Origin of the sequence: Paraburkholderia sp. PGU19 (genome assembly GCF_013426915.1) — a bacterium.
Lineage (GTDB): Bacteria > Pseudomonadota > Gammaproteobacteria > Burkholderiales > Burkholderiaceae > Paraburkholderia.
The window spans coordinates 2,322,422-2,344,437 of record NZ_AP023179.1 but is presented as its reverse complement, the minus strand read 5'-3'; the positions used below and the strand labels follow the sequence as shown (position 1 = coordinate 2,344,437).

At 63.7% G+C, this 22,016-nt stretch carries 21 protein-coding genes; 9 read left to right on the top strand and 12 right to left on the bottom strand.

What is annotated here, in order from left to right; translation table 11 throughout:
• Positions 1 to 109: 109 nt before the first annotated feature.
• From H1204_RS10680 to H1204_RS51255, 6 genes are all read right to left on the bottom strand, one after another.
• On the bottom strand, positions 110 to 757 hold the full coding sequence (locus tag H1204_RS10680) for a response regulator transcription factor (RefSeq protein ID WP_180728284.1): 648 nt from the start codon (positions 755 to 757) through the stop codon (positions 110 to 112).
• Positions 754 to 2,097, bottom strand: a complete 1,344-nt coding sequence (locus H1204_RS10675) for a PAS domain-containing sensor histidine kinase (RefSeq protein WP_180728283.1) — start codon at positions 2,095 to 2,097, stop codon at positions 754 to 756. Before H1204_RS10675 ends, H1204_RS10680 begins: the two co-directional genes overlap by 4 nt.
• 342 nt (positions 2,098 to 2,439) lie before the next feature.
• Positions 2,440 to 2,730, bottom strand: a complete 291-nt coding sequence (locus H1204_RS10670; RefSeq protein WP_180728282.1) for a flagellar transcriptional regulator FlhD — start codon at positions 2,728 to 2,730, stop codon at positions 2,440 to 2,442.
• Positions 2,731 to 2,817: 87 nt separating this feature from the next.
• Positions 2,818 to 3,390 (bottom strand): flagellar transcriptional regulator FlhC, encoded by a 573-nt coding sequence (flhC, locus tag H1204_RS10665; RefSeq protein ID WP_180728281.1) that lies wholly within the window; start codon positions 3,388 to 3,390, stop codon positions 2,818 to 2,820.
• Positions 3,390 to 3,704: a flagellar transcriptional regulator FlhD gene (gene flhD / locus H1204_RS10660; RefSeq protein WP_180728280.1), complete on the bottom strand. Its 315-nt coding sequence runs from the start codon at positions 3,702 to 3,704 to the stop codon at positions 3,390 to 3,392. The genes flhC and flhD overlap by 1 nt, the downstream gene beginning before the upstream one ends.
• Positions 3,705 to 4,008: 304 nt before the next feature.
• Complete coding sequence (locus H1204_RS51255) at positions 4,009 to 4,341, bottom strand: hypothetical protein (RefSeq protein ID WP_243468473.1); 333 nt, start codon at positions 4,339 to 4,341, stop codon at positions 4,009 to 4,011.
• On the opposite strand from H1204_RS51255, the gene H1204_RS10655 reads away from it, so the two are divergent.
• From H1204_RS10655 to H1204_RS10645, 3 genes are all read left to right on the top strand, one after another.
• Complete coding sequence (locus H1204_RS10655; protein ID WP_243468472.1) at positions 4,324 to 6,021, top strand: methyl-accepting chemotaxis protein; 1,698 nt, start codon at positions 4,324 to 4,326, stop codon at positions 6,019 to 6,021. The genes H1204_RS51255 and H1204_RS10655 overlap by 18 nt on opposite strands.
• 17 nt (positions 6,022 to 6,038) lie before the next feature.
• On the top strand, positions 6,039 to 6,356 hold the full coding sequence (locus H1204_RS10650) for a hypothetical protein (protein WP_180728278.1): 318 nt from the start codon (positions 6,039 to 6,041) through the stop codon (positions 6,354 to 6,356).
• 335 nt (positions 6,357 to 6,691) lie between these two features.
• Complete coding sequence (locus H1204_RS10645) at positions 6,692 to 7,753, top strand: EAL domain-containing protein (protein ID WP_180728277.1); 1,062 nt, start codon at positions 6,692 to 6,694, stop codon at positions 7,751 to 7,753.
• A 25-nt stretch (positions 7,754 to 7,778) separates the two neighbouring features.
• On the opposite strand, the gene H1204_RS10640 is transcribed toward H1204_RS10645, so the two are convergent.
• A complete protein-coding gene (locus tag H1204_RS10640; protein WP_180728276.1) occupies positions 7,779 to 8,633 on the bottom strand; it encodes a LysR family transcriptional regulator in 855 nt (284 codons plus the stop codon).
• 145 nt (positions 8,634 to 8,778) lie between these two features.
• Here H1204_RS10640 and H1204_RS10635 point away from each other — a divergent pair, with 145 nt between their 5' ends.
• On the top strand, positions 8,779 to 10,002 hold the full coding sequence (locus tag H1204_RS10635) for an aminotransferase class I/II-fold pyridoxal phosphate-dependent enzyme (RefSeq protein ID WP_180728275.1): 1,224 nt from the start codon (positions 8,779 to 8,781) through the stop codon (positions 10,000 to 10,002).
• A gap of 115 nt (positions 10,003 to 10,117) precedes the next feature.
• Positions 10,118 to 11,506, top strand: coding sequence for a DHA2 family efflux MFS transporter permease subunit (locus tag H1204_RS10630; protein WP_180728274.1), 1,389 nt, complete (start codon positions 10,118 to 10,120; stop codon positions 11,504 to 11,506).
• Between the two features lie 28 nt (positions 11,507 to 11,534).
• On the opposite strand, the gene H1204_RS10625 is transcribed toward H1204_RS10630, so the two are convergent.
• Positions 11,535 to 12,083 carry a hypothetical protein gene (locus H1204_RS10625; protein ID WP_180728273.1) on the bottom strand — a complete coding sequence of 183 codons (549 nt, stop codon included), beginning with the start codon at positions 12,081 to 12,083 and terminating at the stop codon, positions 11,535 to 11,537.
• Between the two features lie 109 nt (positions 12,084 to 12,192).
• Here H1204_RS10625 and H1204_RS10620 point away from each other — a divergent pair, with 109 nt between their 5' ends.
• The 3 genes from H1204_RS10620 to H1204_RS10610 all read left to right on the top strand — a co-directional run bounded on the left by H1204_RS10620 (position 12,193) and on the right by H1204_RS10610 (position 16,766).
• On the top strand, positions 12,193 to 13,131 hold the full coding sequence (locus H1204_RS10620) for an AraC family transcriptional regulator (RefSeq protein WP_180728272.1): 939 nt from the start codon (positions 12,193 to 12,195) through the stop codon (positions 13,129 to 13,131).
• Positions 13,128 to 15,020 (top strand): DUF3857 domain-containing protein, encoded by a 1,893-nt coding sequence (locus H1204_RS10615; RefSeq protein ID WP_180728271.1) that lies wholly within the window; start codon positions 13,128 to 13,130, stop codon positions 15,018 to 15,020. The genes H1204_RS10620 and H1204_RS10615 overlap by 4 nt, the downstream gene beginning before the upstream one ends.
• A 675-nt stretch (positions 15,021 to 15,695) precedes the next feature.
• Positions 15,696 to 16,766, top strand: coding sequence for an IS30 family transposase (locus H1204_RS10610; RefSeq protein ID WP_180728270.1), 1,071 nt, complete (start codon positions 15,696 to 15,698; stop codon positions 16,764 to 16,766).
• 240 nt (positions 16,767 to 17,006) lie between these two features.
• On the opposite strand, the gene H1204_RS10605 is transcribed toward H1204_RS10610, so the two are convergent.
• Complete coding sequence (locus tag H1204_RS10605) at positions 17,007 to 18,161, bottom strand: branched-chain amino acid ABC transporter substrate-binding protein (RefSeq protein WP_180728269.1); 1,155 nt, start codon at positions 18,159 to 18,161, stop codon at positions 17,007 to 17,009.
• 196 nt (positions 18,162 to 18,357) lie between these two features.
• Between H1204_RS10605 and H1204_RS10600 the strand changes: the two genes are divergently transcribed.
• Positions 18,358 to 18,558 carry a hypothetical protein gene (locus H1204_RS10600; protein WP_180728268.1) on the top strand — a complete coding sequence of 67 codons (201 nt, stop codon included), beginning with the start codon at positions 18,358 to 18,360 and terminating at the stop codon, positions 18,556 to 18,558.
• Between the two features lie 145 nt (positions 18,559 to 18,703).
• On the opposite strand, the gene H1204_RS10595 is transcribed toward H1204_RS10600, so the two are convergent.
• The 3 genes from H1204_RS10595 to glgA all read right to left on the bottom strand — a co-directional run bounded on the left by H1204_RS10595 (position 18,704) and on the right by glgA (position 21,895).
• A complete protein-coding gene (locus H1204_RS10595) occupies positions 18,704 to 19,165 on the bottom strand; it encodes a hypothetical protein (protein ID WP_180728267.1) in 462 nt (153 codons plus the stop codon).
• Positions 19,166 to 19,290: 125 nt separating this feature from the next.
• Entirely contained in the window at positions 19,291 to 20,154 is an 864-nt protein-coding gene (gene pdxY / locus H1204_RS10590) for a pyridoxal kinase PdxY (protein WP_180728266.1), read from the bottom strand.
• A gap of 280 nt (positions 20,155 to 20,434) precedes the next feature.
• The gene (glgA, locus tag H1204_RS10585; RefSeq protein ID WP_180728265.1) at positions 20,435 to 21,895 is read right to left on the bottom strand and encodes a glycogen synthase GlgA; all 1,461 of its coding nucleotides are present in this window, start codon (positions 21,893 to 21,895) and stop codon (positions 20,435 to 20,437) included.
• Positions 21,896 to 22,016 lie beyond the last annotated feature (121 nt).

The following is a 22,016-nucleotide window of genomic DNA, read 5'->3' as shown; positions in this document are numbered from 1 at the left end:
GTCAATACCGAAAGTATGTTGGGTGCTGTCTCAAAATTGAATCAGCGGCGAATGAAACTGCGGTCAGTCAATCGGAGTGTGTGTAGGGTGCAGCCTACGCAGGACTCGTTCAGGGCTCGTCGCTGTCGTCGAACAGCTTGTGGCGCATCGCATAGCGCACCAGCGCCGCGCCATGCGGCATCTGCATCTTGTCGAGGATGCGTGCCTTGTAGGTGCTGATCGTCTTGGTGCTGACGCACAACTGCGTGGCGATCTCGCCGATCGTCTGGCCTGCGGTGATGCGGCGGAACACGTCGAACTCGCGGTCGCTCAGGCGTTGATGGGGCAGCATCTCGAGCGGCTCGTGCAGGTTGCGCGCGAAGCGCTCGGCCATCGAAAGGCTCATATAGACGCCGCCGCCCGCGATCTTCGTCAGCGCGCTCACCAGCTCGCTGCTCGCGCTTTCCTTCGTCAGGTAGCCGGACGCGCCCGCCTTGAACGCGCGCACCGCGTACTGATGTTCGCCGTGCATCGTCAGCACGAGGATGTGGAGCCCGGGATTGGTCGCCTTGATCTGCGGGATCATTTCGACGCCGTTGCGCCCCGGCATCGACAGGTCGAGGATCAGGATGTGCGCATCCGTCGAGCGCGCGAGCGCGATCGTGCTGGGCGCGTCCGCGGCTTCGCCGGCCACTTCGAACTCGGGTGAGCCTTTCAGGATGTGGCGCAGACCTTCGCGTATCAGCGCGTGGTCGTCGGCGATGAGAATGCGGATCATGGCTGCGTCTCTTCAGATTGCAATGCGTCGAGCGGAAATGTGATGGACAGGTTGAAGCCGTGGCCGGGCCCGCCCGTCGATAGCGTGCCGCCGAGCATATGGACCCGCTCGCGAATGCCGAGCAGCCCGAAGTTCCTGCCCGTGCGCGGATCGCGCGCATGTTCGACGGCGGGCAGGCCGCGGCCGTCGTCGACGATGTCGAGCGTGCAGTGCTCGCCGTCGACCCGCATCGCGAGCGTGACGAGCGACGCTTGTGCATGCTTCGCGACATTCGTCAGCGCTTCCTGGACGATGCGGAAAATCGCCGTCGCCGCGCCGTGCGAAAACGCCGCCGATCCGACTTCGAGCCGGCGTGCGACGCGGATGCCATAGCGTTGGGAGAAATCGTCGGCGAGCCAGTCGATCGCCGCGACGAGGCCGAGATCGTCGAGCATTGCGGGCCGCTGGTTTGCCGCGATCCGCCGCACGGACGCAACCGTCGCGTCGATCACGCGCGCCATCGCTTGCAGCCGCTCGTGCACGTAGGCGTTGTCGATCCCCTCGCTTTCCAGCGCATGCCCGATCACCGACAGGTCCATTTTCAGCGCAGTCAGCGATTGCCCGAGATCGTCGTGCAATTCGCGCGCGATGTGCGCCTTTTCTTCCTCGCGCACACGTTGCAGGTTCGCCGACAGTTCGCGCAGGTCCTCGCGCGACTGCCTGAGCGCTTCTTCGGCGCGCATGCGCCCGGTGATGTCGCGCAGCATCACGGTGTAGAGCTTCTCGTTGCCATACTGGCTTTGCGAGATGGACGCCTCGATCGGGAACTCGCGACCGTCGGCGCGCAACGCATACAGCACGCGCTGGCTGCCCATGCGCCGGTCGGACCCGCTCGTCGCACCGAAATGCTCGACGTGCATCGCATGTGCGATGCGAAACCGTTCGGGGATGAAGCGCGAGAGCGGACCGCCTATGACCTTCGCCGCATCGCAACCGAGCAGTTCCTCCGCCATCGGGTTCATCAGGACGATGCGCTGCATTGCGTCGATCGTTACGATTGCTTCGCGTGACGAACGGATGATGGCCGTCAGGCGCGCTTCGTCGAAGGTTTGAACGGGCGGGGCGCAGGGCGCATTGTCGTCGAACGGTTTTGGGTGGGTGAGGCTCAGCTGTTCCTGGCGGCGCGACCACACGATGCATGCGACCGCGCATGCGAGTACCGTTGCGCCCGCGACGACCGTGGTCCATCGCAGCGTGAGACAGGACGTGAAGGAGGCCGCGAGCACGCCCGCCATGAAGACGGCGAGTGTTATCGATGCCGTGCGCGGGCTCAGGCCGGATGGCGATGCAGCAGTGTTCATGTTCTGGTTCAAATCGTCGGGTTGCTGCATCGCGTATACCCGCCCAGGCGTGTTGCGGGTCGTGTCGTGGTGTGTACGGTGACTTGTGCTGCGTGTTCCCGTGGCGCCAGGCTCGCGTTCGAGCGAGCGCCTCATGCGTGCAATCCTGCGCAGCAATGTGACCATTGCACGCGGGCCGCGTCGGACTATCCTCACGAATGCTCGTAGACAATCATATGTCGAATAGGATAACTATCAATGCGTGCGGCTGGAAACGACGTTCTCAAATTTGGAAGTTGCCCGTGAGTGCTGGCCCGTTCTACGGCAGATTCGTATGGGGCGCATGCAACCCGGGATGGTTGTTCACGCCGCGAGCGGCTCGTCCGTCTGCCGCTCCACACCGCGCTGAGCGCCGTGAACGAGCGACGCAAGCAACGCGCAGTCGTCGAGCGCAAAGCGGCAGAAAAGCATGTTCGTCGCGGCGAGCCTGGCGATCTGTTCGGGCGGCAAGCGCGCAATCTCATTCACCGATTCCTCATCGATTCTGAGCAGACGCATGGCCCTCGGGCCATCGATGCGTGCAAGCCGCTGCGCGAGAGAGAGAAATGACAGATTGACCTCACGTATTTCCTTAAGCGTTTCGTTGTGGTCCAACTTTTGAATCTCCAGTAACTAGAAACATGCCCTGCGCGCCGTAGGTGTCTGCGCTCGGGGTTCGTCACGTCGTGCGGGACGGGGCCTTTATTCAACTCTGGCAGGGCGGCCTGTTTTCCCGGCACGCGAGGGCGGCTTGCACAGTCCGCAGATGTAGCCGGGTTCCAGTTCGTAGGCGAGCACGAGGAAGTTTCCCTTGCAGCAGCCGCACGTTCTCAGATGCAGCATGTCGTGCTCGACGAATTTCACGAGCGTCCACGCGCGGGTAAAGCTCAACACAGGCTCCGTGTCTGGCGAGACGTACTCGCGATAGAGCCGGTACGCCGCGATGATCGCCGCGATCCGCCTGATGTCGCCCTGCGCGGAGATCGACCGGTACAACGCATGAAACAGCGACGCGTGGATGTTCGGCAGCCACGTCACGTACCAGTCGGCGGAAAACGGCAACATGCCTTTGGGCGGCGATTCGCGGTGCAATTCCTTGTAGAGGCGAATCAGACGGTCACGCGACAGCGTCGTCTCGGCTTGCGTGACCTGCAGCCGCGCGCCGAGTTCGAACAGTTCGATGGCGAGCAGCGTCTCGTTGACGTCGTCGAGAAGGCGGCGTTGCCCCGGGTCCGCACGCGCGACAACGGCCCTCAGCGAAGCAAGCGCGGTCATCACAGCGTCCTCGCAGGCAATTGCGCGAGCAGCATCGCGGCGTGCATCGGCTGCATGTCATGCCGGCCGAGGCTGTCATTGAGCGCGCTCAGCACCGATCGCTCATGGATTCCGGCACGGCACAGCAGCACGTCCGAATCGGCGAGTCGCACGATCTGCGCGGCGGACAGGCCACCGATGATGGCCGTGAGTTGTGCCGACATCCCAAGACGCACCTGTGCCTCGATGGGATTCCTGCGCGCGAGGCGTTGAGCCAGCATCAGATACGCCAGATTGACTTCGCGTATCTCCGAAAAAACATCGTCAGCTTTCATGGTTTCCTCGCACGCAAGGCGACGTGGCTACGATCAGGCGGTGCGATCCGAACGGGGTGGCATCGCAATACAACCTGTGTGGTGTGTCCGTAGCGCTTACGTCAAATTCCTGATCGAGAGTGTTGCCCGCGCTGTCTCAAAATAAAATGGGTGTTCGGTTGAATCGCGCGTAGGGCGGGGAAGCATCGTGTAGGGAATGGACGACAGATCCGTTTCGAGGCGGCGTGATGCAATACGCAATCTGATCCTTGGTTAATGTAGAAAACGTGACTGCGGGTTAGAGCCGACATGTCGATTTGCTGCGCTATTTTTTTGAAATTACCGCGCAAAAAACGTATGAATTTAATAACAAGGCATCCTTAATATAGTCAAAAAAAGATTTTCGCTCATCTTGATATTGACTTCCATCATTGCCCGCATGCCCGGCCATCCTTACGATCACAGTGGACAGTAGCCCCGAATGACGCGTGTCGTTCGTTGCGGCTCGATCGACATGAGAACGCGACCTGACGAAGACGCGTTCCGCGATGGCAGCGCGATGCGCGCGCGAGCCGTCTTCTTCTTCAATCGCGAGGCGCGGCAGATGAACTGCCCGAGCGCCATCATCCGGCAGAATGGAATGACTCAGTTTTTTCAAACGATCCGCTTCAGGATCATCGCGGCCTTTGCCGTGTGTACCGTGTTACTGGTTGGCAACGCGCTGTATGGCATGCGTGCTGTCAAAACGATGAGTGACAACATGCAGATCGCCTACACGGGCAATCTGGTTCCCGTCACTCAGCTCGCCATGTTTCGCATTCACGAGATCGAAATCCGCCGTCTGCTGTGGCAGACGCTCGTCACGCAGGACAAGGACAACCTGCGGCGCGTGCGCGAACTGCAGGCCGCAATGGACTCGTGCTGGGCGCAATACTATTCGGGCGGTATCAGCAGTGGCGATGAGCAGACAATCGCCGACAGGATTCACGCTCAGGCCAGCACGTTCAAGTCACTGATCGATCAGGAGGTCGCGCAGATCGAGAAGGGCGATGTGGCGGGCGCTATCGAGTTCCAGCGCAGTTCCGTGCTGCGCGTGTCCGAGGCGCTCAATGCGCTGGTCCAGCAGGACATGGACCTGAACCAGGCGCAGGCCAGAGACTTCACGAGCGATAGCGAGCGTTCGTCGAAGCAGATGTTCTGGATCGCGCTGGGCATGCTGGCGTCGAGCGCGCTCGTGTGTCTCGGTGCGACGGTGTATCTGTCGAAGGCGATCACGCGCCCGTTGAACCGCTCCGTCGACATCGCCAACAACATCGCTGACGGCCGCCTGGACCGTCCGATCACCGTCGACGCAACAGGCGAATTCGGCTCGCTGCTCGACGCCATGAGGCGCATGAGCGGCCAGCTTGCGGACACCGTGTGCCGCATCAAGACGTCGAGCGACTCGGTGACAGTGGCCTCGCGCGAGATCGCGGCGGGCAACATGGAACTGTCGTCGCGCACGGAAGAGCAGGCGGCATCCGTCGAAGAGACGGCCGCGACGATGACGGAGCTGGCCGAAACGGTCAAGCAGAACGCCGACAACGCGCGCCAGGCCAATTCGCTGTCGGCCAACGCACGCTCGATGGCTGATGCGAGCAACGACGCGGTGCAGGCGATGATGCGCACGATCGGCAACATCAGCGAGAGCTCCGCGAAGATCGCCGATATCACGACGCTGATCGAAGGCATCGCGTTCCAGACCAACATCCTCGCCCTGAATGCAGCCGTCGAAGCGGCCCGCGCGGGCGAGCAGGGGCGCGGCTTCGCTGTCGTCGCGGGTGAAGTGCGCTCGCTCGCGCAACGTTCGTCGTCGGCCGCGAAGGAGATCAAGGATCTGATCGAATCGTCGACGGCACTCGTCAAGGACGGCTCGCGCCAGGCCGAAGAAGTCGGCTCGACGATGGGCCAGGTGATGCGCGCGATCAAGCAGGTGTCAGATATTGTGGGCGAAATTTCTGCGGCGTCGGAAGAACAGAGTCAAGGCATCGAGCAGATGAGCCAGGCGATCAGCCAGATCGACACGGTCACGCAGCAGAACGCGGCGCTCGTCGAGCAGTCGGCGGCGGCCGCGCAGGCACTCGAAGAGCAGGCCATGCAGATGACGGGCGCGATCACCGTCTTCAGACTTGCCGATGCGCCCAGCGCCACGCCTGCCGTGACGCTGCCGCGCGCCGTGCGCGCGCCCGTCGCCGCGGCGAAGCACGCCCAGGCAGCGGCACGCCGCGTCGAACCGGCTGGGAAGTCCGTAGCGGCAAAAGAGGCCGTGTCTGCCGATGGCGATTGGGAATCGTTTTGAACTCCAGGGAAATATCAATGCAAGCATCTTCCACTCATCGTGCCGCATGTGGCGACGACGGCAAGAGCGCCGACTCGTCTGTCGATCTGCTCACGCAACTTTCGTCGCTGCAAAGCGATGCGTTGATCCAGTATGGCGCGCGGCTGATCGTGTCCGGTGAGTTGCTGGAGGCGATTCTCGCCAGTTTGATGCCGGCGACGCGAGCCGAGGTCAAGGCCGAGTTCGACGCACGCATCAGGAGGGTGTTGAACGAACCGCGCAGGAGTGGCTTGCCCGAGCGCTATCACTCGACGATTGCCGCCGAAGTCGGTCACTTCAACGAGGCGCTCCGCTAGTTTGCTGGCGCGCGCTCCGCAGGCAGAGCGTGTTCCTGGCCATTCAAAAAAAAGGGGCTCCGCAGCCGGGGAACTGCGGAGCCCGAAGAGACGTCGCGCACTGTGGAGTGTGATGCGCTCGCCCCGTCGACCATGAGCTAGCCGATGAAGAGATTGTCGGCACTGTGTCCGACGAAGGCATTGATATTGGTCAGCGTCTTCGATCTGGCGCGTTCATCGCAGGGGATAGATTCATGATCGCCTGGCATTCCCTATCAATGCTCTCGGCTTGTCGATCCCGCCATGCGCGTGGTGATCAGCGCAAACGCCTCCCCAACCTTTCGGCAAATCCATTTATGAGCAGATCCATTTCAACCGAATCCGGTGTGGCGCCGCGCGCCGCGCATCAGCGATGGGCCGAGATGCTGCGCGAGGACGCGTTGTGCATGCACTATCAGCCGCTGCTCGACCTGCGCGCCGGCCGCGTGACGAAGGTCGAAGCGCTCGCGCGGCTGCGCGACGGCGATGTACTGTTCGCGCCAGGCCAGTTTCTGCCGTCGCTGGGCAACGACGACCATCTCGAGCTGTATAGGCGCGGCCTCGCGCAGGTGCTGACGCAGCGCAACGCATGGCGGCGTATCGGTATCGACATCGTCGTGTCCGTCAATCTGCCACCTACCGCGCTCTGCGATCCGCGCTACTTCGACGCGACGCGCGCTGCATTCGATGAATTCGGCTGCGAGACGGGCGAGCTGATGCTCGAAATCCTGGAGTCCGGCGCGCTGCCGCAGGGCGTCGAGCTCGATCAGCAGATCGCGGGCTACAAGACGCTCGGAGTCGACCTCGCGCAGGACGATCTGGGCACGGGACACAGCAGCCTGAGCCGGCTGCGCGAGCTGCCGTTCGATTGCCTGAAGATCGATCGCAGCATCGCGGATCTGCACGATCACGACGCCGCCGACGTGCTGCCGTTCATTCATCATCTGACGCGGCTCGGGCAGGCGCTCGGCAAGGCGGTGGTGGTGGAGGGCGTCGAAGACCCTGAGCTGCTCGACGCGCTGCGGGTCTTTGGCGTCGATCTCGCGCAGGGCTACGGGATCGCGCGTCCGATGTCGGGCGAGCAGTTCCCTGAATGGATCGCGCAGACGCATTTCGAGCCGTCGTGCGCAGCGGGCGCGAGCCGCTACGCGCGGCTCGCGCATCTGATGGTGTGGGAAGAGCGCATGCTCGCTGACGCGCATCTGCGTACGCGGAGCGCGGCCGGGCAGCGTGACGTGCAGGCCGGCATCGACGCATGGCTTCCCGACGATGGCCCTAGCACGCAGGCACGCGACGGCCTGCTGGACGCGGCGCGGGATTCGGGCGTGCACAGCGTTGCTTATCGCGCGGCGCGGCAACGGTTGATGGCGGCGATGTGAAGCGCCCGTTCGCGCGGCGGTCGGATCAGTCGCGCAGTTCGCAGAGGATCTGCTCGGCCAGATAGTCGCACGGCGGCCGGTTCGAGCGCGCACTGCGCGCGAGGATGATCTCCAGTTCGGGCAGCTTCGGCAGCCCATGCTGGCGGCCGAGCGTGACGAAGCGCTCGGGCACCGCGCAGCGCGCGAGCGGCGCGACCGCGAGACCCGCGTCGACCATGCTGAACAGGCCCATCAGACTCGGGCTTTCATACGACGTGCGATAGGTGATCTTCGCGCGCTCCAGCGTCTGAATCGCCTTCGCGCGCGCGACGCTGCCGACGCCGAACAGCGCGATAGGCAGCGGGCGTTCCTTCCACACTTCGCGTCCCGCCGTGGATGTGCCCGCCCACACCATCGGCTCGAGCCGGATGAATTCGCCCGCCAGGCCCTTCACGCGCGTCACGCATGCGAGGTCGATCTTGTTGTCCTTCAGCAGCGGTTCGAGCGCGTTGCTCGGCAGGCCGACCACCTGGATCTCGACCTTCGGATAGGTCGCCGAGAAGTTGCGCAGCACGGACGGCAGCAGCGACGACGCGTAATCGTCCGGTACGCCGATCGCGACGCGGCCTTTCACGTCGGGATGCACGACGGATGCCCACGCTTCGTCGCGCAGCGCGAGCATGCGGCGCGCGTAGCCGAGCATCACCTGTCCGTCCTGCGTGAGCGTCACGCTGCGCGGGCCGCGCACGAACAGCGGCTTGCCGAGCGCGGTTTCGAGCGAACGGATCTGCATGCTCAGCGCGGACTGCGAGCGATGCACGAGCGCCGCGCCGCGCACGAAGCTACCGGTGTCGGCGATGGCGACGAACATCGCGAGCACATCGAGATCGAGGGCTTTCATCCGCTTGCATCCCCTTGAAGTGCGTATCAGAAATATTGATCGAAATGTTCAATATAACGCGTTTGTCTGAACTCATGGGCGGCGGCATACTGGCTTTACACACTGTGCTCGATACCTAACGCGAGCGCACTCATCCGGGGACATCATGGCGACGCCTTCCACTTACGACGAATTCCGGCAGCTTGCGATGCGGCTCGACATGTCGCGCGGCAAGCCGTCGCCTGAGCAACTCGACCTGTCGCGCGCGCTGCTCGACGAAGCGGGCACGGCCGGTTACGTGTCGCGCGACGGCATCGATTGCCGCAACTACGGGCACTTGCTGGGCTTGCCCGAGGCGCGCGAGTTCGGTGCGCAACTGCTGGATGTCGATGCGGCGCAAGTGGTCGCGGCGGGCAACTCGAGCCTCGAACTGATGCACGATGCGCTTGCGTTCGCGATGCTGCACGGTATGCCGGGGCACACGCCGTGGAGCAAACAGGGCGAAGTGGCGTTCCTGTGCCCCGTGCCTGGCTACGACCGGCATTTTGCGATCTGCGAGGCGCTCGGCATCCGCATGATTCCCGTGCCGATGACGCAGGACGGCCCCGACATGGACGCCGTGGAAGCGCATGTCAAAAGCGACGCTTCGATCAAGGGCATCTGGTGCATGCCGCTCTACAGCAACCCGAGCGGCGCGATCTGGTCGCGCGAAACGGTCGATCGACTCGCCGCGCTGCCCGCTGCCGCGAGCGACTTCCGTCTCTTCTGGGACGACGCGTACCGTTTTCATCATCTGACGGACACGCCGCGTAACACGCCCAACATCGTCGAACTGTGCGAACGGGCGGGGCATGCGGACCGCGCGCTGGTGTTCGCGTCGCTGTCGAAGGTCACGGTGGCGGGCGGCGGCATCGCGTTTCTCGCGGCGTCGCAGCGCAATATCGGCTGGTGGCAAAAGCATATGGGCGTGCGCACGATCGGTCCGGACAAGCTGAACCAACTGCGGCACGTGCGTTTCCTGCGCGACCGCGAAGGGCTCGAACGGCTGATGACGAAGCATCGCGCGCTGCTGCAGCCGAAGTTCGACGCGGTCGTCGCCACATTCGAAGCGCTGCTCGCCGATATTCCCGGCGTGTCGTGGAATCGTCCAGAAGGCGGCTATTTCATCAGCCTGTACGCGCCGAAGGGCTATGCGAAACGCACGGTGGCGCTCGCGGCCGAGGCGGGTCTCGTGCTGACGCCGGCGGGCGCCGCGTATCCCTATGGACTCGACGACGAAGACCGGCACCTGCGCATCGCACCGTCGTTCCCATCGCTCGATGAAGTGACGCTCGCGGCGCGTGGCATCGCGCTTTCGTTGCGGCGCGCGCTCGAAGAAGGCACACGCTGACGGGCACGGCGCGCATGAGGCGTGCCTCGTCAGGCCGTAGCGAGCGCAACAATCCGTAACACCGGGCGTGCCGCCGGACTCGCCATCGGCGGCTGTTTTGCGGTAAAAGAACGGGATGACCGACCGCGCCCGCATCATTCCGCTGATCGTTGCCTGTCCGCTGTTCCTGCAAAACCTCGATACGTCGATCATGGCGACCGCGCTGCCCTCCATCGCGCGTTCGCTCGGCGTCGAGGCGCTGCATCTGAATCTCGCGATCACCTCCTATCTGCTCAGCCTCGCCGTGTTCCTGCCGGCGAGCGGCTGGCTTGCCGACCGCTTCGGCGCGCGCCGCGTGTTCTGTTCGGCAATCGGGCTGTTTTCTCTCGCTTCGGCGCTGTGCGGGATCGCGACGTCGCTGCCGCAGCTCGTCGTGTTCCGCGTACTGCAGGGCATGGGCGGCGCGATGATGGTGCCCGTCGGCCGGTTGATCCTGCTGCGCAGCGTGCCGCCCGCGCGGATGGTCGCCGCGATGGTGTGGTTCACGGTACCGGGTGCGGTGGGGCGGCTGGCCGGTCCGCTGCTCGGCGGCGTGGTGGTGACGATCACGTCGTGGCGCTGGATATTTCTGCTGAACGTGCCGTTTGGCGTGATCGGCGTGCTGTGCGCTCTCGCCTTCATCGACGACACGCATGAGCGCATCGTCGAGCGTTTCGATCTGCCCGGCTTCGTGCTGCTGTCGACGGGTCTCGTGGGTCTTGTCGGCGGGCTGGATACGGCCGGCCGCGGGCTCGTACCGCAATGGGTGACGTTCGCGTTCACGGGCACGGGCACGCTGTCGATGCTGCTGTATTTGCTGTATAGCCGCCGTCACGTCGATGCCATCATCGATCCCTTGCTGTTGCGCTACAAGGCGTACCGGACGGCCGTGCTCGGCGGCATGCCGCTGCGCATCGGCATTGGCGCATCGCCGTTCCTGATGCCGTTGATGCTGCAACTGGGCTTCGGCCTGTCGCCGCTCACGTCGGGATCGCTGAGCGTCGCGACGGCCGTCGGTTCGCTTGCGGTGCGCGGCGTAATGACCAAGGCGATTCAGCGCATCGGCTTTCGCACGCTGCTGATCGCCGCGACCTGCATGACGGGCTGCTTCTATGCCTGCTATGGGCTGTTCAAGCCCAGCACGCCGCATCTGCTGATCTTCTGCACGCTGCTGGTGGGCGGCCTGTTCAATTCGCTCGCGATGGTCACGCTCAACACGCTCGGCTACTCCGACATGCCGAAGCCGAAGATGAGCCGCGCGACGGCGCTCTCCGGCATGGCGCAGCAGCTCTCGGTGAGCCTCGGCGTCGCGTTCGGCGCGTCGCTGCTCGCGCTGACCGCGCATCTGCATGGCGGCAGCGCCGCGCATCTCACCGCGCGCGATTTCTCGCCCGCGTTCTTCGTCGTCGGCGTGGCCGTGCTGTGCTCGCTGTTCTTCTTCGTGAAGCTGTCGAAGGACGAGGGCGCGGCATTGCGGCAGGCCTAGGCCGTGCGCGCGGCCCGCTGCAAACGCGCTAGCCGCGCCTGCGCCGCGCGATGAATTCGCCTTCCAGATTCCACGTGATGCCATCGGCCGCAAGCGCGACGCCTGTCCAGCGGAACGAATCGTCGGTGATGTCCGTAAAGTTCCAGCGGATCGGCGTGCCGTTCGCATGCGTGCCGATCTGCACGATATCGCGGCCGATTTTGCGGCCGACCAGTTCGTCGCGCTGTCCGCTCGCCGGGTTGATGTAGGTGACGCGCCACGCTTCGATCGACGGGTCCCATACGCGCAGCGTCGTGCCGTACATGTCGAGGCCGCTGTCGCTTCGTGTGCCGCGATCCGCGCGGCGCGGCATGATCCAGACGTCCTGTACCGCGCGCCCTTCGAGCGCCCAGCCGAAGTGAATTTCGCCCGTCAGATGCCGCTCGCGCACGTCGACGCGATAGTGCAGCACGTCCATGTCCCAACTGCCGATGAGCCAGCCGTAGAGGTCGTCGGCGGCAGCGATGTCAGCCGCGCGACCGGGCGCGTCGAGTGCTGCGTGAAACCCGGCAGCGGGACCGTGATCCAATGCATTCATTGCGGGTTGCTCCGTATGCTGAAGCGGGTTGAAAAGGGTGGCGAACGCGTCGCGCCGCGCCTGCCGCCGTTGTGATAAAACGAGCATACGGACCTGCCGAGGTGACATCTTGGGAAAAATTGCCGTCGATCTCGAAGCCGCGCTGGCACGCCGCGACACGCTCGGCGCGCCCGGCAACACGCAGATGCGCGCGCTTGCCGCGGGCGACGGCTGGTCGGCGATGGACGTGCTGTGCACCTTCGGTCCGCGTGACAGGCCGTTCGAGGAGCGGCACGCGGGCGTCTGCATTGCGATCGTGGCGGCGGGCGCGTTCGGCTACCGGTCGGCGGCGGGGCGCGAGTTGCTCACGCCGGGTTCGCTTTTGCTGGGCAATGCGGGCGAGTGCTTTGAATGCGGGCATCGGCATGCACCCGGCGACCGTTGCGTGTCGTTTCACTATCAGCCGGCGTACTTCGAGCAACTCGCCGCCGATGCGGGTTTTTCTCGTTCCGATACATCCTTCCGGCATGGCCGCATGCCGCCGATGCGCGCGTTTTCCGGCCTGATCGCGCGGGCGTGCGCCGGGGCGACGGACCGCGCGTCCGGAACGGCATGGGATGAACTCGCCGTCGAACTGGCCGGGGCCACGCTGCGCGCGACGCAGGCGGATGCGAAACCTCATGCTGTGACGACGAGCGCGTCCGCATGGTCACGCGTCACGCAGGCCGTGCGCCTGATCGACGAAACGCCCGATGCGCCGCATACGCTCGCGAGTCTCGCGCAGATGTGCGGGCTGTCCGATTTCTACTTTCTGCGCACGTTCGAGCGCGTCACGGGCGTGACGCCGCATCAATACGTGCTGCGCGCGCGCCTGCGCCATGCGGCGCTGCGTCTTGCCGACGAGGATACGAAGATCGTCGATATCGCGCTCGATAGCGGCTTCAACGACGTGTCCAATTTCAATCACGCGTTTCGCGTTGAATTCGGCATGAGCCCGCGTGCGTGGCGCATGCAGCGCGGCGTGCACGTGAACCTCGCCGTGCATCGCCACAGGGTGCGTGACGCATGAGCCGGCGCGCACACCGCTTGCGCGCGGCGGCCTTGTTGCCGCTGATCGTCTGCGCATACGGCGCGGGCGCCGCGCACGCACAGGAACGCGTCGCAGCCGACGACATTCCGCCGTCGACGATCGAGCGCGACGTGCATCTGTTCGTCGTGCAAAAGGACGGCTCGATCGAGGAACACGACGATACGGTGCTGCGCGCGAACACGACGAGCGGCGTCGACGATATCGCGCAGCGTTACGTGTGGTTCAACAAGGATATCGAGCAGGTGCAGCTGCTCGCGGCGGAAACGATCGATCCCAACGGCGTCGTGCATCCGGTTGGACCGGACGGCATTCGCGACGTGCAGGAGCCGCGTTCGGCGGGCGCACCGACCTTCCAGGACGGCGTGTTGCGCACGGTGATCTTTCCGGGCGTCGAGCCGGGCTCGCGCGTGCATCTGGCGTTTCGCAAAACGCGCGCGCTGCCGTTGCAAGGCGGCACGTTCGCTTATTTCGTCGAGCCGACGCGCGGCCCCGTCGACATGCAGCAACTGATCTTCGACTTGCCCGCCGACATTCCGCTGTACGCCGATGCGCGCGGCTACGTCGCGTTGCCGCCCGTGACGGAGAACGGCCGCACGCGTTACACGTTCGAGTATCGGCATGGGCCGTATGCGCCCATCGAGTCGGGCGCCGTCGGCTATGCGACATGGGGCGACCGGCTGATGGTGTCGACGACGCGCGACTTCGCATCGTTTGCCGAACGCTATCGGACGGCGGCGCTGGACCCGACGTGGCGCGATCCTGCCATTGCGCAGCTTGCGCAGGCGCTGACGGCGCAGACTGACGATCCGCGTGCGAAGGCGCAGATTCTGTACGACTGGGTGCGCCTGAACATTCGCTATGTCGCGCTGTTTCTTGGCGAGACGGCTGCCGTGCCGCACAGGGCGAGCGATATCCTGCGCAACCGCTATGGCGACTGCAAGGACCACGTCGCGCTGTATGGCGCGATGCTCGCGGCCGTCGGCATCGACAGTCAGGCTGTGCTGCTCAACCTCGGGCCTGTCTATACGCTGCCCGATGTGCCGGGCTATGGAGCGAGCGCGATCAATCATGCGATCACGTGGATTCCTTCATTGCGCCTGTATGCGGATACGACGGCGGGCGGTGTCGGTTTCGGTTATCTGCCGCCGGGCGCGATGGACCGGCCGGTGTTGCTGGTCGACGATGGCGTGCTCGCGCGCACGCCCGCGACGCAGGAACGCGGGCGCAATGTGCGGCTCGAGATCGATATCGACCGGACGGGCACTGCGGCGTTCACGTATCGCGTCGAGGATGTGGGGGTGTCGGCGGAGCTGGAGCGCAATGTGTTTCGGCGCGCGACGCGGCAGCGCTGGCAGTCGATTGCCGCGGATCGCTTGCGGCAGACGGGGTTGCATGGGATCGCACGGATGCAGCCTGGCGAAGTGACGCCGACCATGGGGCCGTTTACGACTTCCATGCAAGGTTCGCTCGAGCACTTCACCTGGCCTGATGGCACGACGGCGTTGCCTGCGTTGACGAGTTTGTCGGGCGGGATCGCGACGCAGGTGCAGGCCTGGCTCGCCGAGCCGGAGCGGACGCAGCCGTGGGTCTGTATTGGCGGCGATTTTGATGAGGTCGCGCAGATTGCGTTGCCTGATAGTGTTCGCGTTACTGATATGCCGGAGGATGTTGTCGTGCGGGACCGGTTTTTTGACTATGAGTCGCGGTATGTGTTTGATTCCGCTACGCGGGTTGTGCAGATTTCGCGGCGTTTGCGCGCGCGGTTTGGGCGTCAGGTGTGTAGTGCTGATGAGTTTGCCCTGGCTCGGGCTTCGCTCGTTAAGATTGAGAGGGATGCGTTGGCGCAGATTGTTGTGAGAGCACGGTAGGGGTTTTTTGTTTTTTTTGTTGTCTGCGACGCTGGGTTGGTTTGCTGGTGTTTGTCGCTGGCATCCGCGATGCGTTATCTAGCTTCACGCGTTGCCCCTGTGCGGGGCGGCACCTACTTTTCTTTGCCGCCGCAAAGAAAAGTAGGCAAAAGAAAGCGGCTCACACCGCCAGCATTTCTTCTTGCCTGAGGGCCCCCAAAGGGTCTTACGCTTCACACGGCGGCGTCCTTGTTTGCCTGCGTTGCCAACGCTCTGAATCGACGCCTCACCCGCCTCAAACTCCCGCACCAATGCCAGCGGCATCGACTGGTATGTGCCGCCCAGGTGGCAAACTGTGTGTAGGTTGTCGCACCGCACAGGTTAGTGCTCTTACCAGAAACACCCACCTTGCTACCCAGTCCGGAGTGATGCGTGTATGGCGCGAAAGCCGACACACAGTTTGCCACCTGGGCGGCGGCGGACTGTCTGGCGCGGCGTGCCGCGACGCGGGCGCATGGAGCGGGTGAGGCGTACAGAGAGCACGTTGGCAACGCACGCGAACTGGCGCGTTGCCGTGTGAAGTGTAAGACCCTGTGGGGGCCCTCAGGCAGGAAGAAGAATTGGCGGTGTTAGCCGCTTTCTTTTGCCTGGCGGTTTCAAGATGCAAGTGCAACACTTCCGTTTAGGATACGTTGCATGGGAAAGAACTACGAACATCTGAGCGCCGAAGAGCGCGGTGTGATCTTTACAATGAAGCTTGAGGCCAAGAGCACGCGCGAGATCGCGCGTGCTCTTTTGCGCTCACCAAGTACGATCAGTCGTGAACTGAGGCGCAATGACTGGAAACCGGCCCACGAGCGCTCTGTGATGGGACGCCCTGCGATCGCAGGCGGCTACAATTCAAGACGTGCGGGTTTGCGGGCAGGCAGACTGCGGCGCAAGCCACGGCGGGAGCGCAAACTGCACATCGACGGAGCGCTGTGGCCGCAAGTGCGCGAACTGTTGAGCAAACACCATTCACCCGAGCAGATCAGTGCGCAACTGAAGCTGGCGCATCCGGACGAGCCCACCCTGAACGTATCTCACGAAACCATCTATCACGCCATCTACGCAATGCCTCGGGGCGAGCTTAAACGCGAGCTGATCGCGCTTCTCAGACGGGGGCGCAGCACGCGCAGACCCCGCTCGCACGGTGAAGACCGACGAGGCAAGCTCACCGACATGGTCAGCATCCACGTGCGTCCGCCCGAGGCAAACGAGCGGTTGATTACCGGACACTGGGAAGGCGATCTCATCAAGGGTGCAGCAAACCGCTCGGCGGTGGGCACGCTGATCGATCGCAGCACACTGTTCCTGATGCTGGTCAAAATGGATGGCAGCACAGCGGAAGAGGCGTTGCGGGCCTACAGCGCGGCGTTCGCGCCGCTTGACCCGCAACTGCTCAAGACGCTGACCTACGATCAGGGCAAGGAGATGGCACTGCACAAGGAACTGGCCAAAGCGACGGGCATCCGCATCTACTTCTGCGATCCACACAGCCCGTGGCAGCGCGGTATCTGTGAGAACACCAACGGTCTGTTGCGCCAGTACCTGCCCAAAGGCGCGGACCTGTCCGTGCTCTCACAGCGTCAGCTTGACCTGATTGCTATCGAGATGAACACCCGTCCACGCAAGACTCTCGGCTGGAGAACGCCTGCGCAAGCCTTTATTGAAAACTGCAAGAAACAGGGAATCGAAATCAACCCCGCTGTTGCACTTGGTCTTTGAAACCGCCCCTACTTTTCTTTGCGGCGGCAAAGAAAAGTAGGTGCCGCCCCGCACAGGGGCGACGCCTGAAGCACGCTAACAAATCGCGGATGCCAGCTCAAAGCCAAAACACCACCCGACAACGCCAGCGCCGCGAAAGCTCAACCGGCGAATGCCAGCAAAGCGCCATGCAATCCAAGACATAGCGCCCGCTGGCAAAACCAAAACCAAAACCAAAAACAAAAACCAAAAACCTAAACCTTAAACCCCACTCTTCGTGACAACAGGCACCCAAACCCCATTCTTAACCTGATAAAGAGTAGAAGCCGCACTCTTCAGCGCCCCAGTGGCATCAAACGAAATCGTCCCCGTCACCCCTTCAAAACTGATCGACTTCAGCGCCGAGCGATAAACCTTCGGGTCCGTCGACTTCGCCGTCTCCATCGCCTTGATCACGGCCCACGCCGCGTCATACCCGAACGGCGCATACGACAGAATGTCATCGCCAAACCGCTTCTTGAACTTCGCCGAGAAGTCCTTGCCACCCGGCAGTTGTGCAAGCGGACGGCCATACTCCCACGCCATCGCGCCTTCGGCTGCATCGCCGGCAAGCTTGATGAACTCAGGGTCTTCGACACCGCCACCACCCAGCAACTGCGCCGTCATCCCCAACTGCTTCATCTTCTTCGCAATCGCAGCCGCCTGCGTATCGAGCCCGCCGAAGAAAATCAGATCGGCATTGGTCGACTTGATCTTCGTGAGCTGCGTGCTGAAGTCGACAGCCGTGTTGCTCGTGAACTCGCGCGCCACGATGTTGCCGCCCGCCGCCTTCACCGCCTTCTCGAACTCGTCCGCTTCGCCCTGGCCGAATGCCGTGCGGTCGTCGATGATCGCAATGCGCTTGGCCTTGGTCGTTTTCACCGCGTACGTGCCCGCGTTGCCGGCGTTTTGCGCGTCGGTCGAAATCACCATGAACGTGTTCGCAAAGCCACGATTCGTGATGGTCGGGTTCGTCGCGGCAGGGTCGATCATCGGAATGCCCGCCTGCTCATAGATCTGCGAAGCGGGAATCGTCGTGCCCGAATTGAAATGGCCGACGATGCCCGACACGTTCTGGTCCACCAGTTTCTGCGCGGCCTGCACGCCGATGCGCGGGTCGGCCTGATCGTCCTCGGACACGAGATCGAAGCGTGCGACCTTGTCGCCAATCTTGATCTTCTGCGCGTTGGCTTCCTCGAGGGCAAGCCGCACGCCGTTCTGCAGGTCTTTGCCGTAGCCTGCGTTGGCGCCCGTCATCGGCGCGGCGAAACCGATTTTCACGGGCGTTTCGTCGGCGGCGAAACTGGCGAGCGGCGCGATGGACAGCGCAGCGCCCAACATCACGGCAAACGGGTTCAGCGTCTTGCAAAAGCTCATGGTTTCTCCTTACATCGGCAGACAGGGATGGGAAAAACAGCCGGCTTGCAGTGCGCGCCGCGCGTGATTCGAAAGCGCGGCGCTGCCGGTCGGATTGCGCGATGCAGTGTGTCGACAGGTCTCCTTCGATGTGTATGCAAACAATGCACGGACTTAAAACACGGACGAGATTACGGACGATGCAGTGTGCAAGGCAATGCTGGAAAACACCAAAGCCAAAATCACTGCGCGCCGTCTGCCGACGGACCGGGAATGTCGCGCAACCCGCGTGCTGCAGCCGATCCGTGGCGCGAATATAGAAAGCCAATATGCGCGCGTCTTGGCAGTTCGCGGCATGTTGGATGCGCATTTCAGCACAGCGTCGCCGCACGTTTTTAAGCGTCGGCTGCGAAGATGAAGGGGGACGTCGAGCAGGAGAGCGCGGAGGAGGGCCGCGTGATGCGCGTGTCGTGCCGCCTGATCGGGCACGTTCGAATCGCGCAGCGCGTGATGCTGATAGCGCTGCGCGCAGGTGTGTGCGGGTATGGTCTAATGCCGGGCGTTCACTGCTCGCCCTGCATGCGCAACAGTTCTTCGCGCAGACGTAGCAGCGGTTCCTTCACGTCGTCTTCGGCCCACGTATCGAGGTCGTCGATCGCGCGGTGACAACCGTCGAGCACCACGTCGAGATCGACGGGAATGCCATTGGCGAGCGCGAACTGGATCGTTTCCGCGAACTGTTGGCACTCGTCTTCGCCGTACGAGATGTCGAGATTGTCGGCGATCACCTGGGCGATGTTGCTGCGCGCCTTGTCGTCGGGCGTGACCATATCGACGATGCCGCGCGCGACGGCGGGCGAATAGTACAGCGCAATATCGAGCCATTGCGCGGCATCGAAATCCGCTTCGCCGAATTGCGCTTCGAAGAATTCGATCGCTTCCTGCTCGTGCGTCTCGTCTGCGTCGACGCTGATGCACAACTCTTCAAACTGCTCTTCACGTTCGCTGCGGATCGTGCCGTCCATCTGTGCCTCTCTTGCCAGTCAACCAGTGCCAATAAAAAATGCCGCGCGTTTTTACGCGCGGCACGCATTATAGGACGTCAGGCTGACGGAGGCGTTTCTTGTGCCCGTTGCCTTAAGTCTGCTGCCTAAGCCGACTCCACCACCCACGCATCGAACCATTCCCGCGGACGGGCGATTTCATCCTGCGCGGCGATGATCTCCAGCTCATAACGCCCGGCGTCCCACGTCGCGTGCACGACGGCATTCACGGCGGCGACCGTATGTTCGAACGCGCTGCGCACCGAGTCGCCGAGCAGCGTGCGCGCGACGAACACCGCGCTCGTCAGATCGCCGACCCCGACGGGCTGCCGCGCGAACGGATAGAGCGGCCGTTGCCCCATCCACGCTTCGCGCTCGGTGACGACGAGCATGTTGAAGCGGTCCGCGAGACTGTTGCGGTCGAGCAGATGCTTGACGAGCATCATCTTCGGTCCGCGCTCCATCACCTCGCGGCACGCCGCGACGGCTTCCTCGACGGTCTCGATCTCGCGCCCCACGAGCCGCTGCAGCTCACTGTGGTTCGGACACATCACGTCGGACACTTCGGGCATCGTCCGGACCAGAAACTCCTGGATGCCCGGCTCGACGCGGCAGCCCGTTGTCGTGCCCATCACCGGGTCGCAGAAATAGCGTGCATGTGGATTCGCCGACTTCACGGCGCGCACGATCTCGATCACCGACTGCGCCTGCTCGGGCGCGCCGAGATAGCCAGACAGCACGGCGTCGCAGCGCGGCAGCACGCCGATCGCGCCAATCCCTTCGACCAGCGCAAGCATCTGCGATGCATCGATCGCGCTGCCTTCCCAATGGCCGTACTGCGTATGGTTCGAGAACTGCACCGTGTTGAGCGGCCACACATTGACGCCAAGACGCCGCATCGGGAACACCGAGGCGCTATTGCCCGCGTGCCCGAATACGACGTGCGACTGGATGCTCAGAACGTTTTTCATGTCGAACCGATACGGCGCGGGAAGGGCGCCGGAAGAAAGATGCGCAACGGATGGGCAGCTTCGATGCACCGCTTTGGCGCGGCGAACAACGAACGGCGATGCGCGACAGCGCGTCGCCGACAGGACGCGTCACGCCCTGTTCATCACAAGATACATGAGTTTTCGCGAGCCGGAATCGATCCGGCCCCGTCGTGTTGCGTCGAACCATCAATGCGCAAGCCGATGTTGCGCAAGATCATGCGGCGCGCCTATCCACTTATCCGCTGATCCACTGACGCGCTCACACCAGCTCGCGGTACAGCGCGAGATAGCGTTCCGCCGACGCGCCCCAGCCGAAGTCCTGGCGCATTGCGCGGCGCTGCGTGGCTTTCCAGTCGGTGCGCCGCGCGTACAGCGCGAATGCGCGGCGGATCGCGGCCGTGAGCGCTTCCGGCTCGAAGCGCTCGAACACGAAGCCGGTTGCCAGATCGTCGGCGATGTTTTCCAGCGACGCGTCGACGACCGTATCGGCGAGACCGCCCACGCGATGCACGAGCGGCAGCGATCCATACGCGAGCGCATAGAGCTGCGTCAGGCCGCACGGCTCGAAACGCGACGGCACGGCAATCACGTCGCTGCCCGCGACGATCTGATGCGCGAGCGTTTCGTCGAAGCCGAGTTCGACGGCGACGCTTTCGGGATGCGCCTGCGCGACGAGCTGCAAGCCGTTTTCGAGCGCCGGGTCGCCCGTGCCGAACACGACCAGTTGGCCGCCGCGCTTGATGATTTCGGGCAGCGCCGCGAGCAGCAGATCGAGGCCCTTCTGTTCAGTCAGCCGGCTCACGACGCCGAACAGCAGCGCGTCGCTTTTCGGCGCGAGATGAAAGCGTTCCTGCAGCGCCGTCTTGCACGCACGCTTGCCGGCAAGGCGCGTGTCCGTGTAGTGCGCAGCGATCAGCGAGTCGGTGGTCGGCTGCCAGATCGTGTAGTCGACGCCGTTCAGAATGCCCGACAGGTCGTGCGAGCGCTGGCTCAGCAGCCCGTCCAGGCCGCCGCCTTGCGCGAGCGTCTGGATTTCGCGTGCGTAGGTCGGGCTGACGGTCGTGATGCGGTCGCTGTAGAACAGGCCCGCCTTCAGGAACGACATCTGTCCGTAGAACTCGACGCCGCTCATATTGAAGAAGTCGGCGGGCAGCCCGAGCTGGCCGAACTGATGCGACGGGAAGACGCCCTGATACGCGAGGTTGTGGACGGTGAACACGGTGCGCGCGGCGGGCTTGCCGTGCTCGCGTTCAGCCGCTTTCAGATAGGCGGGCGCGAGCCCCGCGTGCCAGTCGTGCGCGTGGACGATCTGCGGCGCCCATGCGGGGTCGAGATGCTGCGCGATCTGCGCGGCCGTCCAGCCGAGCATCGCGAAGCGTTGAGCGTTGTCGCCATACGGCACGTGTTCGGCGTCGAGATACGGATTGCCCTCGCGGTCATACAGCGTCCGCGCGCGGATCACGTAGACGACGAGGCCGTTCGCGCTCAGCGTGCCGCGCTCCAGCGTGACGTTCGACGCGCCGAAGCGATCGCCGATCCGCGCGACGGGCTGCAGGTCCGACAGCCCGGCCACTACAGCGGGGAAGCCGGGCAGCAGCACGCGCGCGTCGGCGCCCAGCTCGATCAGCGCGGGCGGCAGCGCGCCCGCGACATCGGCGAGGCCGCCCGTTTTCAGAAGGGGATACAGCTCGCTTGCGACATGCAGCGCGCGGATCGTCATGGGCTTCAGTCCTGTTCGCTAGGGTTGCGGTGGATTGCGCAGTGTCGTTTCGGTGCGTCGCACGGTGTCGATCCGCGCCGTGCAGAACGCGCATAACGGAGCTTCACGGAGCGCAACGGAG

Excerpts from the sequence above, each read along its gene's own strand:
- H1204_RS10680 (WP_180728284.1), bottom strand. The coding sequence starts at position 757 with ATGATCCGCATTCTCATCGCCGACGACCACGCGCTGATACGCGAAGGT.
- H1204_RS10675 (WP_180728283.1), bottom strand. The coding sequence starts at position 2,097 with ATGAACACTGCTGCATCGCCATCCGGCCTGAGCCCGCGCACGGCATCG.
- flhC (WP_180728281.1), bottom strand. The coding sequence starts at position 3,390 with ATGACCGCGCTTGCTTCGCTGAGGGCCGTTGTCGCGCGTGCGGACCCG.
- flhD (WP_180728280.1), bottom strand. The coding sequence starts at position 3,704 with ATGAAAGCTGACGATGTTTTTTCGGAGATACGCGAAGTCAATCTGGCG.
- H1204_RS10655 (WP_243468472.1), top strand. The coding sequence starts at position 4,324 with ATGACTCAGTTTTTTCAAACGATCCGCTTCAGGATCATCGCGGCCTTT.
- H1204_RS10650 (WP_180728278.1), top strand. The coding sequence starts at position 6,039 with ATGCAAGCATCTTCCACTCATCGTGCCGCATGTGGCGACGACGGCAAG.
- H1204_RS10645 (WP_180728277.1), top strand. The coding sequence starts at position 6,692 with ATGAGCAGATCCATTTCAACCGAATCCGGTGTGGCGCCGCGCGCCGCG.
- H1204_RS10640 (WP_180728276.1), bottom strand. The coding sequence starts at position 8,633 with ATGAAAGCCCTCGATCTCGATGTGCTCGCGATGTTCGTCGCCATCGCC.
- H1204_RS10635 (WP_180728275.1), top strand. The coding sequence starts at position 8,779 with ATGGCGACGCCTTCCACTTACGACGAATTCCGGCAGCTTGCGATGCGG.
- H1204_RS10630 (WP_180728274.1), top strand. The coding sequence starts at position 10,118 with ATGACCGACCGCGCCCGCATCATTCCGCTGATCGTTGCCTGTCCGCTG.
- H1204_RS10625 (WP_180728273.1), bottom strand. The coding sequence starts at position 12,083 with ATGAATGCATTGGATCACGGTCCCGCTGCCGGGTTTCACGCAGCACTC.
- H1204_RS10615 (WP_180728271.1), top strand. The coding sequence starts at position 13,128 with ATGAGCCGGCGCGCACACCGCTTGCGCGCGGCGGCCTTGTTGCCGCTG.
- H1204_RS10610 (WP_180728270.1), top strand. The coding sequence starts at position 15,696 with ATGGGAAAGAACTACGAACATCTGAGCGCCGAAGAGCGCGGTGTGATC.
- H1204_RS10605 (WP_180728269.1), bottom strand. The coding sequence starts at position 18,161 with ATGAGCTTTTGCAAGACGCTGAACCCGTTTGCCGTGATGTTGGGCGCT.
- H1204_RS10600 (WP_180728268.1), top strand. The coding sequence starts at position 18,358 with ATGCTGGAAAACACCAAAGCCAAAATCACTGCGCGCCGTCTGCCGACG.
- H1204_RS10595 (WP_180728267.1), bottom strand. The coding sequence starts at position 19,165 with ATGGACGGCACGATCCGCAGCGAACGTGAAGAGCAGTTTGAAGAGTTG.
- pdxY (WP_180728266.1), bottom strand. The coding sequence starts at position 20,154 with ATGAAAAACGTTCTGAGCATCCAGTCGCACGTCGTATTCGGGCACGCG.
- glgA (WP_180728265.1), bottom strand. The coding sequence starts at position 21,895 with ATGACGATCCGCGCGCTGCATGTCGCAAGCGAGCTGTATCCCCTTCTG.